13 protein-coding genes are annotated in these 16,971 nt (G+C 32.5%); 6 read left to right on the top strand and 7 right to left on the bottom strand.

All coding sequences use genetic code 11. From position 1 onward, the window contains the following. Positions 1-236: 236 nt before the first annotated feature. Positions 237-5,594 carry a S8 family serine peptidase gene (locus C661_RS0111150; RefSeq protein WP_017415399.1) on the bottom strand — a complete coding sequence of 1,786 codons (5,358 nt, stop codon included), beginning with the start codon at positions 5,592-5,594 and terminating at the stop codon, positions 237-239. Between the two features lie 591 nt (positions 5,595-6,185). On the opposite strand from C661_RS0111150, the gene C661_RS0111160 reads away from it, so the two are divergent. The 4 genes from C661_RS0111160 to C661_RS0111175 all read left to right on the top strand — a co-directional run bounded on the left by C661_RS0111160 (position 6,186) and on the right by C661_RS0111175 (position 8,969). After that, positions 6,186-6,623: a LytTR family DNA-binding domain-containing protein gene (locus C661_RS0111160; RefSeq protein WP_017415401.1), complete on the top strand. Its 438-nt coding sequence runs from the start codon at positions 6,186-6,188 to the stop codon at positions 6,621-6,623. Between the two features lie 12 nt (positions 6,624-6,635). Then, positions 6,636-7,082 carry a DUF3021 family protein gene (locus tag C661_RS0111165; protein ID WP_017415402.1) on the top strand — a complete coding sequence of 149 codons (447 nt, stop codon included), beginning with the start codon at positions 6,636-6,638 and terminating at the stop codon, positions 7,080-7,082. A gap of 186 nt (positions 7,083-7,268) precedes the next feature. After that, positions 7,269-8,153 (top strand): ABC transporter ATP-binding protein, encoded by an 885-nt coding sequence (locus tag C661_RS0111170; RefSeq protein ID WP_017415403.1) that lies wholly within the window; start codon positions 7,269-7,271, stop codon positions 8,151-8,153. Next, positions 8,154-8,969 (top strand): ABC transporter permease subunit, encoded by an 816-nt coding sequence (locus C661_RS0111175; RefSeq protein WP_017415404.1) that lies wholly within the window; start codon positions 8,154-8,156, stop codon positions 8,967-8,969. Between the two features lie 313 nt (positions 8,970-9,282). On the opposite strand, the gene C661_RS0111180 is transcribed toward C661_RS0111175, so the two are convergent. The 3 genes from C661_RS0111180 to C661_RS0111190 all read right to left on the bottom strand — a co-directional run bounded on the left by C661_RS0111180 (position 9,283) and on the right by C661_RS0111190 (position 11,455). Next, positions 9,283-9,495, bottom strand: coding sequence for a DUF3006 domain-containing protein (locus tag C661_RS0111180; RefSeq protein ID WP_017415405.1), 213 nt, complete (start codon positions 9,493-9,495; stop codon positions 9,283-9,285). An 84-nt stretch (positions 9,496-9,579) separates the two neighbouring features. Next, on the bottom strand, positions 9,580-10,863 hold the full coding sequence (locus C661_RS21780; protein ID WP_017415406.1) for a ComEC/Rec2 family competence protein: 1,284 nt from the start codon (positions 10,861-10,863) through the stop codon (positions 9,580-9,582). 355 nt (positions 10,864-11,218) lie between these two features. Beyond that, positions 11,219-11,455: a hypothetical protein gene (locus tag C661_RS0111190; RefSeq protein WP_017415407.1), complete on the bottom strand. Its 237-nt coding sequence runs from the start codon at positions 11,453-11,455 to the stop codon at positions 11,219-11,221. Positions 11,456-11,981: 526 nt separating this feature from the next. On the opposite strand from C661_RS0111190, the gene C661_RS0111195 reads away from it, so the two are divergent. Continuing rightward, entirely contained in the window at positions 11,982-13,157 is a 1,176-nt protein-coding gene (locus C661_RS0111195) for a MalY/PatB family protein (RefSeq protein WP_017415408.1), read from the top strand. A 141-nt stretch (positions 13,158-13,298) separates the two neighbouring features. On the opposite strand, the gene C661_RS0111200 is transcribed toward C661_RS0111195, so the two are convergent. Continuing rightward, entirely contained in the window at positions 13,299-14,354 is a 1,056-nt protein-coding gene (locus C661_RS0111200; protein WP_017415409.1) for a S8 family peptidase, read from the bottom strand. Between the two features lie 397 nt (positions 14,355-14,751). Between C661_RS0111200 and C661_RS0111205 the strand changes: the two genes are divergently transcribed. Continuing rightward, on the top strand, positions 14,752-15,762 hold the full coding sequence (locus C661_RS0111205) for a hypothetical protein (protein WP_157785687.1): 1,011 nt from the start codon (positions 14,752-14,754) through the stop codon (positions 15,760-15,762). 446 nt (positions 15,763-16,208) lie between these two features. On the opposite strand, the gene C661_RS0111210 is transcribed toward C661_RS0111205, so the two are convergent. Both C661_RS0111210 and C661_RS0111215 read right to left on the bottom strand, forming a co-directional pair. Beyond that, positions 16,209-16,412, bottom strand: coding sequence for a hypothetical protein (locus C661_RS0111210; RefSeq protein WP_017415411.1), 204 nt, complete (start codon positions 16,410-16,412; stop codon positions 16,209-16,211). Between the two features lie 67 nt (positions 16,413-16,479). Then, positions 16,480-16,971, bottom strand: a complete 492-nt coding sequence (locus C661_RS0111215) for an HD domain-containing protein (protein WP_017415412.1) — start codon at positions 16,969-16,971, stop codon at positions 16,480-16,482.

Here is a 16,971-nt window from a genome sequence, read left to right on the forward strand (position 1 = left end):
ATTACTATTTAGCCTTAAAAATTTGTAAAAAAATAAAGCCTAAAGTACAAATCTCATAGGTTGAGACTCGTCCTTTAGGCTTTTTTCCTAAAAGTGTAGATAAAATCCTGCATCGCTCGGACCAGACATGTTTCCATCGGAACCCTAGATGCACTCTCATAGTAAGTCAATTATAGTATATTTAGAAACATTTGTAAATACAGTTTTTATAAAATTCTAAATTGTTTTATAAATACCTAAGGTAGAAGCTCAATAATAAATGCCCAAATACCTCCTATAATCATTCCTATGATGGAGTCGCACCAATCATTACCTTTGTCTGGATTTCCCTTAATTACTACATTAACTGTTTCAGTTAATGTAGATTGGTTTCCAGCTAAATCAGTAGCAATTACTGTAATAGTATTCTTTCCTGGTACCAAATCAACATCTATCTTGAAGCTACCCTTTTTATCTATACAGACTTCTTTACCATTTACTGTTACATTCTTAAGATTCTTATCTTTTACCGTGCCACTAATTTTTATTGATTTTTTATTAATTAACTCCTTATCCTTTGGAAATTTCACTTTAAGCTCAGGCAGTTTTTTGTCTACAATTACTTTAACTGGTGCTGATTGAGTTGTTTCTATTTTATTTTCTTCTCCCGTAACCGTAATAGTATTTACTTCTGCAGTAAGCTCTATATTAATTGCAAAGTTTTTATCCTTGGTTTCTGCTGAGGCTGTTTTCTTTCCATTTACATATACATTAATTTTGCCATCAACATTCATTTTACCTTCAAGAATTATACTGTCTTTATTTACATAAGTTGTTTCTTTTAAGTTTGTAATTTCAGGTGTTTCAACACTTTGGGTTACTACATTAACCTTCTTTGTTACTGTAGTTTGGTTTCCTGCTAAGTCCGTAGCTGTTACTGTAATTTGATTTTCTCCCTTTACAGCATCTAAAGCTGTCTTAAAGTTACCTTTTTCATCTACAACTACTTCCTTATCATTAACCACTACTTTGTTAAGATATTTATCTGCAACTGTTCCTGTTACTTCAATAGAGGTTGCATTGATTAAAGCTTCATCTGCTGGCACTGTTACCTTTAATTCAGGTAAGGTTTTATCTACAATGACCTTAATTGGTACTGACATATCAGAAGTCTTTCCATTAGCTTCACCATTGACTGTAATTGTATTTTCCCCTTCTTTAAGCTTTAACTCTGCTTTAAACATTTTGTTATCAGTATCAACACTTAAAGCTGAAGCTCCATTTACAAATATATTCACTTTTCCATCCACATTGGTTTTGCCTTCTAAAGTTACAGTATCTTTGTTTAAATAATTTAATTCTTTTAGATTATTTATCTCCGGCGTTTTTACTTCTTCTGCTGGTGCTTCTGTTTCATATTGCATTATTGCTCTAACCATCATAGAACCAGTTATTTTATACTCAGCTATAGGTGTAAGTCCACCATTATAAACATAGCTTCTGTCATTAGCTGTACTATTTTTGTCTATACCTATAGCAGGTGATTCTGCTACTGGATATAACTGCTTTGTCACTATATAAAAATCTTTGTCTGTAGAATAATCAAAATCTAATAGATTTATTTTATTCCACTGGCCTCTATTTATAGTAATTTCTTTTAAGTCTCCTGCTAATTGTACTTCTCCTTTTTCATCTAAGTAAGCTATACCTATTCCTATTTTGTTACCAAGAGCTTTTGAGTGATCATCTACGAAGAAGATATTAGCGTACCCAACTCTTCCATAACTTTTAGGTGTAAATTTAACTCCAAAACCAGCCCCACTATTTGTAAATGCTGTTGAGGCATCTTTTATGCCATCATCGTAGGATATTTCTTCCTCAGTATTATGGAACTTTCTCATAGCGATGTTAGCTGAATTATCTTTTTCACCTTCAACAGTTACTTTAATATTCTCAGTATGGAAGTTTTCATTTGTAACTCTTAAAGTATATTCTCCAGCAAATACTCCCTTGATTGTAAAGTTTCCTTCAGCATCAGTAGTTACACTTTCATAATTTGAATCTTCCAGAATTCTTACAGTAGCATTAGCTACAGGTGCATTAGAAGCCTTATCTATTACTTTACCTACAACATTCCCCTTCTTTATAGGGTCTAACTTAATTTGCTGTGTAATAGTTTGTTCTTCTTTAAGTGATACTTGAACTTCTTTTGGATGATATCCATAAGCAACAGTTCTAAGGGTATAACTTTCCCCTTCTTTGTTCCCTGCATGAGTTATTGTAAAGTTTCCTGTTGCGGGATCAGTCTTTACACTTCTACCTGTTTCTAGTATTGTAACAACTGCATCAGCTGGTAAAAAGCCTTCAACAAACTGATCAGCTTGAGCTTTTGGTTCTTGAGTTTCCTCTGCTTGAGTCTCTGCAGCTGCAGCAATTGAAACAATTGAGTTAGTGTTATTATTTGACACACTAGCTTTTGGTAATACAGCTACTGAATCAATATACCATCCTGGTGCACCCATTAATCCGTTAGTATATAGATAAAATCTTACTTTAACTGATTTTCCTTTATAAGCGGATAAATCTAATGAAAGTGTTTCCCACTTCTTAGCCCCCTTCATAGAATCTTTTAAAACAGTCCAAGTAGTACCATTGTCCTCTGATATTTGCACATTTGCAAAATCATCAGTTCCATTGTATACATAGCTATAAGCATCTAACCAGTGATCAACAGATAATACTGTTTCTTCATCAGCTGGTAGATTTATAGCTGGTGTATCTAAATATCCTGCATGGTCATAGGAATAATTACCCGCAAGATTAGTTGCCCATACCTTAGTTCCTGTTAATGCAGCTTTTGGTCCAGAGGTTGGTGCTCCCCATGCCCAGTCATTATTTTTACCTTTATCTGATAAGATTCCAGTGGTAAATCCACCATTATCTTTTTCAAAATTTGTATAGAATATCTTTTTAATTTCTTTGTAGTCAAGTGCTACTTCTTGTGAATATACACTTTCATTTCCTGTGAAATCAACAGAAGTTACCACATAATAGTACATTCCTGTTTTTACATCAGTATCTGTGTAATAAGGATTAATTGTAGTTGCAATATTACTATATGGTCCCCCTTGAGTAGTTCCACGATATATATTATATTGTTTAAAATCCGAGGTAGTAACCTTATTCCAATTTAAAGCTACACCTGATTTGTTAATAGCTGCTGTAAAATTACTTGGAACACTTGGTGCTTCTTTATCAGTTCCAACAAAGCTCATATTTTCAAAATACCAACCGATACCGAAACCTGCAGAGCCTGTTGTGAATTTAAACTTAACAAAAACTGGCTTTTGGTTTCCTATATAAGAAGCAAGGTCTAAATAAACCTCATGCCATTCTTTATTTGAACCAGTAACCTTTCTAAGTTGTTTCCAAGTAGCTCCTTCATCTGTTGATATAAGCATTTCTGCGTTATGAGAATATGAAATATCATTCCACTCAGAAATTCTTAAACTAGCTTCCTTTAAGTTTGTATCTCTTAAATCCAATGGAGGTGATAAAACCTCACTAACTGTATTAGGAGATACATCATAGCTTTCAAGCTTAGTACCAATTACCTTACTTCCACTTAATGCTTTAGGCCCTGAAGTAGATGTAGGCGCTCCCCATTGAAATTCACCTGACAATTTCCATCCTAAAACATCTTTCTCAAAATCATTACTATATTTGTCTGGTTTTATACCAAACATAACAGTAAGGTTGTAAACCTCTGATGTAAAAGTATTCTTACTATAATCTGAAACAGAAATTTTATATTCTAATCCCTGCTTAATAACTAAGTTTCCTGGTACTATAGCTTCATAAGTACCACTTTTGGCATTTCCTGATACGCGTTTCATAGCAATTTCTTGCCATTGGCTCATGTCAGCATTCTTTACTAAAAGCTTAGCTGATGTTACTCCTACATTATCTTTTATTTCTGCTGTTATAGTTGATGCTGTATTTGCAAACACTTCTGGTAATTGTCCATGAACTATTTCTGGTGCTATTTTATCTTCACCTGGAACTAAAACCTGACCTTCTATTGTACCAGTGCCAATCCCTAAAACTTTTGCTACCGCATCATAAGCATTCACTAACCCATAACCGTAACCCATATTTGGAGACTCTGCATATTGGTTATCAGTTAATTTTGTTGCTGTTTCTTTAAGTATTTTTTCCATTTCCTCTACTGTTAAGGAGAAATTTGCTGACTTCATAAGTGCTGCTACCCCTGCAACGTGGGGTGCTGCCATAGAAGTTCCATCCCAGCCTGCCTCATAACCATCTATAACCGATGAACGTATATTTACTCCTGGTGCTGATATTTCTGGTTTAATTAACTCAGGATTCCATGGAGATGGCCCTAATTTTGAGAAATTTCCTCTTTTATTGTTAATATCAGTTGCTCCAACTGCAAAACTTCCAGGCAGATTTGATGGATTTTGAATTGAACCTGGTCCTGGTATTGGCTCACCGGTTTTTTGATTTCCTGCTGCAAATACTGGCAATATTCCAGCTGCTCTCCATGCATTAAGAATATCTACGAACCATGGGTCTACCCCTGCTGATCCTCCCCAAGAGTTATTAATTATATCTGGAGCCTTTTCAGCATTTCCACCTGGGGCAAGGAACCATTGTGCACCTGCTAGCAAATGAACACGTTGTCCTCCAGCATCTGTAAATGCTTTTGCTGCAATCCATTGGGCTCCTGGCGCTACTCCTATGGTATTTTTCCCATCTGGTTCTTGTCCAAGTATTGTGCCTGTACAGTGACTTCCATGTGGTACCCCGGAGTTATCCCATGGAAGCTCTGAGTTTGTCATAGGATCGTACCAGCTTTCTTTAGGATTAACCACTTGTCCCGTTGTTTTGTCATAACCTCTCCATTTTTCTTTAAGAGCTGGGTTATCCCAATCAACTCCAGAGTCTAATACGCCTACTACTACCCCTGTACCATCCACCTTGAAATTCTCCCAAACCTTCGGTGCACCTATCTGTTTAATATTCCATCCTATTTCATCTTCAGGCATATCTGTAACAGTATTAGTTGCTTCAGTTTTTAAAGGCTTGTCTATTTCTATAGTATCATTATAGTAAACCTTTTCTACATCACTTCTTTTTGCCAGTTCTTCAATTACTTCTTTATTTGCTTTAACATAAACAATGTTTGCTATATGAAAAGATTTAATATTCCGAACCTTATTTTTAGTCTTTTGCTTTTCTAAATATGAAATTATTGGTGCCTGCGTTATTTCAGCCTTCTCTTTTAAGCTATTAATAACGCTCTTTCTTGCTGAAAGTTCTTTTTCGTGTAAAGTCTTCCCTTTAGCACTTAGGCTTGCAATTTTAGCGGTATCAACTCTATCTTTTAAATATACTAATACCTCTAATAATTCCTCCCCACTATCAAACTTCTGTTTTACCTTCTGCTCAATTTTGTCTAAATGATTTTTGTTATTTAAATTCCCAGTACTAGGCATTTCCCTAGCTTGTACCACATTCGAAAAGCATCCAAGTAAAAGTGTTAAAGATAGCAACAAAGAAATAAATGATTTAATTTTTTTTGGTTTTTTCATTCATATCCCCCCAAATATTGATTATTACATCCTTTAAAATTCTCCTTCTTTTGTGAGTTAATTCCTCTACCTTCACTTAACCTTCACTTATTGTATATCTACCCATTTACATTATATCACTTACATTTATTGTAATCAAAGTATAATTATAACTTTTTATAAAATTAGTATATTTTTTATTTTACTTATTTTTTTATTTTTCGTGTTTTTTCACTAACCAATATAAAAACTTAGTAAATGCATCTTAGTGAGTTTTAAGTGCAACTTACTCCCCATATTATTTACAGAGCTTATTTATAGGTTTATATTAGTATTAGGATATGATATTGAAAAATATGGAATATAAATAAGATAGATGTTAATTTTTGAAACTTATTTTTTTAAGGTCATAAAAAAACTATTTATATCTGAGCTCATATCTTACGCTAGTCTTATAAGTATAAAAATACTCATGTTTAAGTTTTGTGATGAATTGCAAGCTATAAGGCTTACTTAGAAGAATTGCTTAGCTTTAAAAAAATATTTATAAGAGGATTTACTTTTAAAAAATTTGTAATAAATCACAAAAATAACTTTTTAGGAGGTGGTACTTTGAAAATAATCATTGACAGTTCTGCAGAAAATAAAGAAATAGAAATAATAATTAAATGCACGGAAGTTAATGAAGAAATACAAAAAATCATTTCACTACTTAAGCAAAATGATGAGAAAATCATTGGTATTTCTAATGGTACTTCCTACCTCATTGAACCAAATGATATATATTACTTTGAAACTGTAGATAAAAAGACTTTTATTTACACAGAAGCGCAGGTTTTAGAGACTCATTTAAGACTCTATGAAATAGAGGAAAAACTATCAAAGCTAGATTTCTTTAGAGCCAGTAAATCTACCATAATAAACATTTCTAAAATTAAAAAGCTTGCACCTAGATTTAATGGTAGGCTAGAAGCTCAACTAGAAAATGATGAAAAGCTTATTATTTCAAGACAGTATGTGCCAGTAATTAAGGAAATCTTGGGGATGTAAAGGAGTGATTGTATGAAAAAAAACATGGAATTACTAATGCAATTTAAGTTTGTATGGGGACTTTTCTATGCTGCAGCTATTATAATTTACACTATTGTAAATATGCTCCTAGGGAAATCCTCTATGGAATTCATAGTGGTATGGCAACTGATGATTTTAACTATTGTTCTTGTGTTAATTCAATATCTAATTTTCGGTGAATTCACTTTAAATAATGTTTCTATGAAGGGAAAATTCCTAATTCATTTTATACTCTGCTATGTAATAGTACTATTGTTCTTAAATATGTTTCAGTGGATAAATGTACAAAATATCTCTTCCTTAGGACTTTACACTGGAGGATACACACTTTTTTACCTTGGAATACTTAATTCACTTCACATATATTATAAACTAACGGGAGAAGAGCTAAATAGTAAGCTTGCAGTTTATAAACAAAGTAAAAATCTTAAAAAATAAGTTATTTTAACTAAGGCTATACTTTAATGTACAGATTACCAAAGTGCAAATGCATTTTATTCATCACCAGAAAGCCATAAGAGAATCAAGGTAGGCACTATGTAAAAGTTTAGTCTTGACTTTAGTTCTCAAAAATATAGTAATATTGAAAAGTAATCATAGTTTTCATAGTATGGAGGGATTATTGTGAATGTTATTGAAATAAAAAATTTAACTAAAACCTACGGAAAAAGCCGTGGTATAGATGGGGTTACCCTATCAGTAAAGCAGGGTGAAATTTACGGATTTATCGGTCCTAATGGGGCTGGTAAGTCAACCACTATAAAACTATTACTAAACCTTATATTTCCTAATAGTGGAGAAGCTAAAATCTTTGGCTTAGACTGTGTTAAGGATACAACTAAAATTAAAGAAGATTTAGGCTATGTACCAAGTGAGGTTAGATATTATGATGATGTAAAGGTTGGAGAAATAATTAACTATGCCAAAACCTTTAAGAAAAACATTGATGAAGAGTATGTGAATCACTTAATTAAAACCTTTGATGTGGATTTAAATAAAAAGATTTTTGAATTATCCCTAGGAAATAAAAAGAAAGTAGCTCTAATTCAAGCCTTTATTCATAAACCAAAGCTTTTAATTTTAGACGAGCCTACTAACGGACTTGATCCATTAGTTCAACAAAAGCTATTCACTGAGCTGGTAGCCCTTAAAAATTCAGGTTCCACTATTTTCTTATCTAGTCACAACTTAACTGAAGTTGAAGAGTTTTGTGATAGAGTAGCCATAATTAAAGAGGGTAAAATCATTGAAGTTAAAAATATTGAAGAGTTTGCAAATAAAAAGGTTAAAAGAATCACCCTAAAGCTTTCTCAAAATCTTTCTGAAGAAGTTAAAACTCTAGGTGGAGAAATTGTTCAATTTAAAGATAATGTATTGGTCTTTAATTACAATGGGAACATTACTAAGCTTCTTTCCCTTTTAGTTAAATATCCTGTGGAAGATCTAATCATTGAGGAAAAGAAACTTTCTGAAGTATTTATGGCTTATTACGAAATGGAGGGGAAATAAATGAATATGTTTAAAATGGAACTAAAAAGAGGTTTAAAACCTTTAGCCATATGGAGCATTGTTTGTGTTCTACTAATTATCTTGTTTATGTCCATGTTCCCTTCAATGAAAGATAGTGGCATGCAAGAGCTTGTTAACACTAAAATGGATGCCATGCCTAAAGCGCTTCTTGAAGCTTTTAACTTAGAGAATATGCCTGATTTTTCAAAGCTTAATGAGTATTTTGCTTATGTATTTCAATATATAGTAATTGCTGGTTCTATCTATGGTGGTATTTTAGGCTCTAAAGCCTTAATCAAGGAAGAAAGCGAAGGAACTATAGAATTTCTTTATGCTCAACCAGTTAGTAGAACTAAAATTGTTACTATGAAAATCTTATCTTCTGTGGTAATATTCTATTTATTTGTAATGGTAATGGCTCTTGCTTCAATAGGAATTTCTCTACTTGTGAAACCAGAAGATTTAAAAGTAATAGATTTAGTGATGGATATGAAACTTCTCTTTGGTGGTTTCTTCTTAATAGGTTTAGTATTTATGTCTATAGGCTTTTTAATATCAGTGGTAATAAAAAGCCTAAGGCTTGCAATGCCAATCTCTACGGGAATATTTTTTACCACTTATCTACTTGGAACATTCTCTGGTATGATAGATAGCCTAGAATTCTTAAAATACTTTTCTCCATTCCACTATGCAGTTCCATCGGAGCTTCTTAAAAATGGTTTAGATATTTCAAACGTTGTAATATCTATAGTTATTATAATAGTAACTATTACTGCAACTTACTTTATTTATAGAAGAAAAGACTTTATAATTTAATACAACCTTGATAATTTCAAGTCCCTCATCTTCAATAAGTGGTAGACTAAATCTGAATCCAAAACTGTTAGCTCTATGCAGTTTACTGCTACTTTAATGTAAAATTCAAAGCCCTATAAGTTTTACTTTACTTATAGGGCCTATTATATGACTATTATTTTTGTTTTTTCATTACGTTATAATTAGCTTGAAAACTTATACGAGCTACAGACCCCCACGATAAAAATTTATTTTATTCTTCTCCAATAAGCCTTTAAGGAATCAATATAGGTTTAGTTAACAAGTTATGCCTTCACTTTTACTCCTTGCAATATTAACTCCACATATCCTTTGTTAGTTCTTCAATTTCTTTTCTTCTTTTTTCTGTTTCTTCTGGATTTATGTTATATGTGTTACCTATTTTTTCAATTATATCCCCTTCATGAGGTTTTCCAACAATAAAGCTTCTTGCAATATTATGCATTTTTCCTTCTTCATCTTCGCAAACTGCAAAGTTACCTTCAAATCTATCTATTATAAACTTCATAATATCCTCCCCATATTTTTAAAATTCACCTGAACTTATATAAACCTTTAAAGCCCTAAGAAGTTTTTTTAGCTTTATACTTTATTATTTCACACATTTGTCACATGGGTCTGCTTTGGGACTTGATGAAAGTGCTCCTTCATTTATGGTCTTACTCCTTGATAAAGTTGAACAGTTCTTATCATAGTGATAGGATTTACCATTTGGTGTCCAATATACTGTTCTATTTGAACTTGAAGACACTGAAGCCGGAGTAGTTACACTGCTCTCCTCCTTTACACTTGGTGCAGGGGTATTTTGCTGCTGGCTACTAGCCACTGCATTATCTTCCTTTTCTTCATAAGAGCTTTTATCACTTGAACCAGTTGAATTTCCAAAACCATTGTAAGTTCCTGGTTTAGTATTAAAGGTTACTGCATTTCCATCACTAGTTGCAACTATAGTGCCACTCTCATCAGTTCTATATACTGGTGTACCTTTGCCTTTTAGCCTATCTAAAATATTTTGCTTTGGATGTCCATAAGTGTTATCTTTCCCTACAGAAATCACAGCATACTTTGGATTTACTTTATTTAAAAACTCTGAAGTTGTAGAACTATTGCTTCCATGGTGCCCAACCTTTAAAACTGTAGAAGATACATCAAAACCCTTAGCTATTATTTCCTTTTCAGGCACATCTTCTGCATCTCCTGTTAAAAGAAACGAAGTATTTCCAAAGGCTACTTTAACCACTATTGAGTAATTATTTAAATCCTCATAGCTTGAGCCATTTGGGGATAAAATTGTTACAGTTGCTTCTCCTAATTTAAAGCTTTCTCCTGGCTTAGGAGCTGTAAAACTTAGCCCCTTATTTTTTGCCGCATTAACAACATCTGTAAAGGTCTTAGTATTTGAAGCTACCTTTGGCATATATAGCTTTCCAACCTTGAAGGAATTTATAACGTAATCCAATCCTCCAATATGATCCTCATGAGGATGAGTTCCAATTAAATAATCCACATTTTTTATTCCTTGCTTTTGTAAGTAATCCTTAACTAAGTTTCCATCGTCATTGTTTCCTGCATCTACAACCATAGCCTTATCGCCTTGCTGAATTAAAATAGAGTCCGCCTGTCCCACATCAATAAAGTGAACCTTTAGCTCACCCTTTACCCCTGTACTTCCATTTGCTGAAGCTGGGTTGGTTACACTATTACTATCACCTTCAGGTGCATTGCTTTCATTTTTACTATCTCCCTGAGTTTGCACGGTATCTCCTGTTTTATCATTTGTTGTTCCACCATTAGCACACCCACTAAAGCCAAATAATGCGGTAATTAAAAAGGCAATAAGGGTAATACTACTTATGTTTTTTCTTAGCTTATTCATCTAAATCCCTCCTACATTTATTATTTCTACAACCTATGATTCTATCCTTTAGGTAATTTTTTGAAAATCTTGCTATATGAAAATTTATAATAATTGTTCCAGGAGATAAGGAACATAATATCTTTCATAGCCCATTTCCCTCTCTACAATCATAAATACGTCACTGCCTATTAAAGGTGCTAAAAGTATAACAAAAACCAGGTATGGTTGTCCACACCTGGCCCAAAAGAATCTATCTAACTATCATGCACCTTAATAATTATAGGAAAGTTCATATATAACCTGCCTATAATAACTACTATATCTTTATAAACACATGTCCTATAAATATATTAACTTTTCCTTTTCTAAATTTCTACCACCAACATCCGCAACCCAAGCCACCGAATAAGAAGAATAATAAGAAAAGTAAACCTAAGTCTCCAAATCCTGTGTTGGAATTATTACCCCATTGAGGGTTTACTCCTGAGTATCCTGGATTGTAATTGTTGAAATTAGCAGTATCAAAGCCTTCATTACTATTCAATCTTCTTAGTAATTCTCTTCCTTCTGGAGAGTTTAGCAGATTTTTCAAAGCTTGCGCTTCTGTCATTCTAATCACCCCTAATAAATTTTAAGTAAAAGCAATCATTAAGACAAAGCAAGATTACTTTATTTCATGCTGATCAACCTTTACTTAAGTAACGATAATACTGCCTAATAATATACTATGTAGCTTGTACACTTTTGTTACTGTGAACTTTTTATAGTTTTTATGTCCAGGACATTGAAAGAAAAAAATTTATTTAATTTGTTATTAAGACTAAGAACATAAAATTGTTTTACAGGAAACATTTGGAAATTATTCCATATAAATCAACCTTATTTTTTTCTTTCATTAGTAACCATTAGTAAAATTTTGGTATAATAATTATGTATGGACTTAAAATTAAAGCTAAGCTTATTTAAGATTCTACCTTGCTTGTCTTTAAGACTCTAATGATAAATAAATAAGATAGTTCTTAATTAGGAAAAGCATACCTTTACGTAATTACAAATTAATTTTAGTACTTTTCCAACTTGTACATTGAAATTTTATGTTGATATACTAGAAATTTATATTTAGAAAGGAGTCTATAATGAAGTATAATTTTGATTCTATTATAAACAGAAGGGGTACTAACTCTTTAAAGTGGGATTATGTTAACGCTACATTTAATAAGGAAGATATAATTCCCCTTTGGGTGGCAGATATGGATTTTAAGTGCGCTGAACCTATAACAAAAGCCATTGAAGAAAGGGCAATGCATGGCATTTTTGGATACACTGGTAAACCAGAATCCTATTATAATTCAATAATTAACTGGATGAAAAAAAGGCATGGTTGGGAGATAAAAAAGTCTTGGATTTCACATAGTCCTGGTATTGTGCCTGCAATAAATATATGTGTGCTTGCATACTCAAATCCTGGTGATAGAATTTTGGTTCAATGTCCAGTTTATTATCCTTTCTTTTCTTCCATTGAAAATCATGGGAGAATATTAGTAAATAGCCCTCTAAAATTAGTTCATGAGAAGTATTACATGGACTTTAACGATCTTGAAGACAAATTTAAAACTGGAATTAAACTTATGATTTTATGCAATCCTCATAACCCAGTTGGTAGAGTATGGTCTCTAGAGGAACTTAAGCTTTTAGGAGATTTGTGCGTAAAATATGATGTCACTATTATTTCTGATGAAATACATTCAGACTTAATTTACCCTTTTTACAAGCACATTTCTATTGCATCAATTTCAGAAGAACTAGCTCTTAAAACAGTTACTTGTATAGCTCCTAGTAAAACCTTTAATATAGCTGGTCTTGCTACCGCTACTATAATAATTCCAAATCAGGAGCTATTAAATAAATACAATGCAGTGCTTAATAATCTCGGAATATCTATGTGTAATACTTTTGGAGTAACAGCCCTTGAGGCTGCCTATACCTATGGTGAAGATTGGCTTGAACAGCTGCTCCTATACCTAGAAGGCAATATGAAGTTTTTAGATAACTTTCTTAAAACTCGCATTCCAAGAATCAAATTGATTCCTCCTGAAGGAACCTATCTTGCGTGGCTAGATTGCAGAGATTTGAATCTTAATGGCGAAGAACTTAAGAACTTTATGATTAGTAAGGCTGGGGTTGGGTTAAATAATGGCCTTGAATTTGGGTGTGGTGGTGAAGGTTTTCAAAGAATGAATGTGGCTTGTTCTAGAGAAATTTTAGAGAAAGCTTTAACTAACATAGAAGAAGCAGTTAATAATTTGGATTAATATGTTTACATTTACTCCTTTTAGTATATATTAAATCAATACCTAATTTGCATTAATCATATTTAAATAAAGTATATTATAGATGCACTGGAGTATGTTTCTCCTGTGCATCTTATTTTTAATCTATTAAAAGCACGCTCTTTAAAAACTTCCTTCTCTCTTTATTAATGTCTGAATAACTCTTTCTATATTTAATAGTCCGTAACCAAAATAGTCATCTCTACCTTTTTCACCTAAATCTGTGGATGTACTTTTAAGGATTTCTTCTATTTCTTCTGGCTGAAGTTTAGGATTAATTCCCTTCATTAAACCTACAGCAGCTGAAACCATAGGCGCTGAGTAGGATGTGCCGCTATCTATAACCCTTTCATTGTCCCTACTAAAAACTAAAAGTTTATCTCCTGGAGCAACCAGGTCTAGTTCCCTGCCAAAGGCTGAACCACCCTTTTCTCCCCAAAGTGCTCTATTATTATTAATACCTGTTGAACCCACTGCTACAACATTTTTTAGCTTAGCGCTATAGTTAGTAATTTCCTTATTATCATTGCCTGCTACAGTTACAAAGGTTATGCCATAAGAAGCTGCTCTATTAATAGCTGCCTCCAGTTCTCTTTTAAGCTTTTTTACTTCTTCATTATCTTCATGTTTAAAAGCTATAACACTGCTAAAATTAATTGCTGCTATGTTTAATTTTTCTTCTAAAACATAATGGTCAATTATATCATTAATGGCATAAGTTAGCCTTGTTACATCTGATTCTCCGCTAGCCTCAGATATTTTGTATTGTATGGTCATTATAGGTTGAGACAAGCTATATCTTCCATTATTATTAATTCCCAAATCATAAATTATCTCATCACAAACAAACTGAACTTCTGTACCATGATTAATTCCTACCTGATAGCTAGTCCAAGGATCTTTATGATATTCTCCCCAAGCTGGTACACACCTAGTACCATACACATATTTTCCTTCATTCTGCCTTTTATACTTATAATCAATGCCTGAATCTAATATGACAATATAAGAACTTTCAAGCTTCCTATTCTTTAATAACTTAGCAGCCTGAGCAGTCTTTATTTTATTCTTATAATACAGATTATCCCTTAAGGAACTTGTTTTATAGCCAGACATAGTAGCTGTAACCATCATAGCAATTATAAGCAATATCAGCTTTTTATTCATAACACCACCCAATTACAAACCCCCTTCAAAATGAAATTTCCTTTACTTTTATTAACTATCCTTGACATTTATAAGAATTTCTAAACGAAATTGTCTTAGTATTGTAGAGTAAGTTTTATGTTGCTAAGTCTTCTGTAAGTGATCAAAGATATACTTCTGTATAAGTAGATATATCCATTTACTTTCCAATATTAAATATATTATTTCACATGTGAAATAATTATAGATTAGCCGTTTTCTTTTGCTTCATAAGCTGAAATCCCAGATAAAAATTTATTATTTTTCATAAGTATCTTATAAAACTATAAATTTAAGTCCAAAAAACTTTGTAGATTTATACTACATAACAGTTTCTTTGAAGCATTCATAAGCATAGTATATAAGTACAGTATGTTTTGGGAGGTTTTCATTGTTGTTAACAAGCAATAAGAATAATTTATCTAAATGTCCTAGTTTTTCAACATCTTCAAATACTGATATAAACTACAGGGAAAAATACAATTGTAATTTAGCTTGTAAACGGATAGATGTTAGTGGTACATGGATTACTGGTTGGAAAGGAGCTCCAGTTAAAATGTACTTATTCCAAGAGGGTAATTTGGTTACTGGTACTTATGAATTCAATGATGGAAAAGTAATAGGAGTATTAAATGGCAATATTCTAGAAGGGGGTTGGGCTGAACTAGATAATGTAGGTAACTTTCGCTTTGCTTTCTTTGATAATGGAACTCGCTTTGAAGGTAATTGGGGTTATGGTAAAGATTCAACCGGTGCAGGAATTTGGTATGGAAGGAAGTTTCAGGAGGAGTCCTTTGATATAACAGGAGTTTGGGATAGTAATTATAGCAGAATGTATCTTGAACAAAGAGATAATACAGTTGTAGGAAAATATGATAAAAATAATGGACGGATGGAAGGGGTTTTAGAGGGTAATATTTTAACTGGCAATTGGTTTGAAAGTAGGTTTAAAATTGGCACTTTTGATACTACTGGAAGATTTAGACTTACCTTCAATACTCCCAATACCTTTACTGGAAGTCGAGGTGTTAAGGACAGTATAAATAATGAAGGCCCTTGGACAGGAAAAAAAGTAGGTTCTTTAAGCTCCTTGGCCATTGAAGAAATAACAATAGATACCACAGGAACCTGGAATACAAACTTTAATACAATGTATCTAAGGCAAACAGGCTTCAACGTCAGTGGAGAGTTTGAATTTAATAATGGAAAAATACTAGGTGTTATTTACGGAGATACAATGACAGGAAACTGGTACCAAGATATTGACAAGGATGGAATCTATAATACCATTGGCACTTTTATATTTATTTTCTCTAGGGACAATACTTCTTTCAAAGGAACCTGGGGATATGGTGAAAGCCCTTCTGATGGTGGTCTATGGAATGGTGTTAGAGTAGCTTGAGTGTAGAGATCATTATGGTGATTCTTAGAAGTTACTTATTTTAGAAAAGTGCTCCCCAAATTCTATGGTAAAAAACATGCAAAGCCCTGAAACCCTCATAAACACTATATCTTCTTATCTTTATATATTTTTTTTAAGATTTATGCTTATATTCTTATAAATATTTATTCTTATATTTTTATTAATATTTGTTCCTATCTTTTTTAAAAGATTTCTTTATGTATTTTTATAAAGATTTATTCTTATATCTTTGTAAAGACTTCTTCTTGTATTTATAGCCCTTTATGATTCCTATTTCTCACTGATTTCCTTTGTTTTTCCACCTAAAAAGACCTTAAGCCAGAGGCTTAAGGTCTTTTTACTAATATATTAATATACTAATTAACTATTATCTGATTTAATTATTAAGTGTTTCTTGATTTAACAGCTTCCTATCCTATTGCCACTTACTTTTCTAAGTAAGCCTTTGCAGCCTCTATGAATTCTTCTTGTGTATCTTTTACAACAAAATCATCCCCGAAGAAGCCATAAGCTTTATCTTTATATCTCCAGCATTCAGCTATGCATGTAGTTTTTAATTCACTTGCTGGAATAGCCTTTTTAAGTTCCTCTATATTTACATTAGAACATCTTTCGCATACGTAAATCATTTTCTTCTTCCCTTCCTTTTAAAATTTAACCTTATTATATCACAAAAATGAAGTTAAATTTACTGGTCTATAGGTACATTTTACAAGCAATTCTCTTTCCTGTATCTGTTTTAAAATTGTCCTCAATTGCTGCTTTTAGCTTTTCTTTATCACTTCTTACAGGTCTTGTTTCTAAATTCACTAAAAGATCTGCTTCCCACTGAATTTGAAAATCAACACCATCTATTTTGGAAAAGGTGTGATGGCTTCCAACCACATAAGAAATTCTATCTATTTTTTCTTTTGGATATCCTATTTTCTCTAGGATTTCTCTTGAAACTCTAGCTCCTTCTTTTTCCTGATTAGGTGCCGCATCAGAGCCATGGATTTTGACTGCATCAATTGCTCCAATATCATGAAGTATAGCAATCATTGCTATGTGCTCTCTTTCTTCCTGTGGAACCTGTTCACCTTCCATGATTTCCTCTGCATATTTAAGTACATTTAAAGTGTGTTCAATCCACCAAGTATTTTCTTTAAATACTTCCTTCATTGCTTTAATTGCTCTTTCTATAAACAT

Origin of the sequence: Clostridium tunisiense TJ, from assembly GCF_000300195.1 — a bacterium.
In the GTDB taxonomy this organism is placed as follows: domain Bacteria; phylum Bacillota; class Clostridia; order Clostridiales; family Clostridiaceae; genus Clostridium_J; species Clostridium_J tunisiense.

What these genes read in the sequence shown, in the direction of transcription:
- C661_RS0111165 (WP_017415402.1), top strand. Translation starts at nt 6,636, where the DNA reads ATGAAAAAAAACATGGAATTACTAATGCAATTTAAGTTTGTATGGGGA.
- C661_RS0111175 (WP_017415404.1), top strand. Translation starts at nt 8,154, where the DNA reads ATGAATATGTTTAAAATGGAACTAAAAAGAGGTTTAAAACCTTTAGCC.
- C661_RS0111190 (WP_017415407.1), bottom strand. Translation starts at nt 11,455, where the DNA reads ATGACAGAAGCGCAAGCTTTGAAAAATCTGCTAAACTCTCCAGAAGGA.
- C661_RS0111215 (WP_017415412.1), bottom strand. Translation starts at nt 16,971, where the DNA reads ATGTTTATAGAAAGAGCAATTAAAGCAATGAAGGAAGTATTTAAAGAA.
- C661_RS0111150 (WP_017415399.1), bottom strand. Translation starts at nt 5,594, where the DNA reads ATGAAAAAACCAAAAAAAATTAAATCATTTATTTCTTTGTTGCTATCT.
- C661_RS0111180 (WP_017415405.1), bottom strand. Translation starts at nt 9,495, where the DNA reads ATGAAGTTTATAATAGATAGATTTGAAGGTAACTTTGCAGTTTGCGAA.
- C661_RS0111210 (WP_017415411.1), bottom strand. Translation starts at nt 16,412, where the DNA reads ATGATTTACGTATGCGAAAGATGTTCTAATGTAAATATAGAGGAACTT.
- C661_RS0111195 (WP_017415408.1), top strand. Translation starts at nt 11,982, where the DNA reads ATGAAGTATAATTTTGATTCTATTATAAACAGAAGGGGTACTAACTCT.
- C661_RS21780 (WP_017415406.1), bottom strand. Translation starts at nt 10,863, where the DNA reads ATGAATAAGCTAAGAAAAAACATAAGTAGTATTACCCTTATTGCCTTT.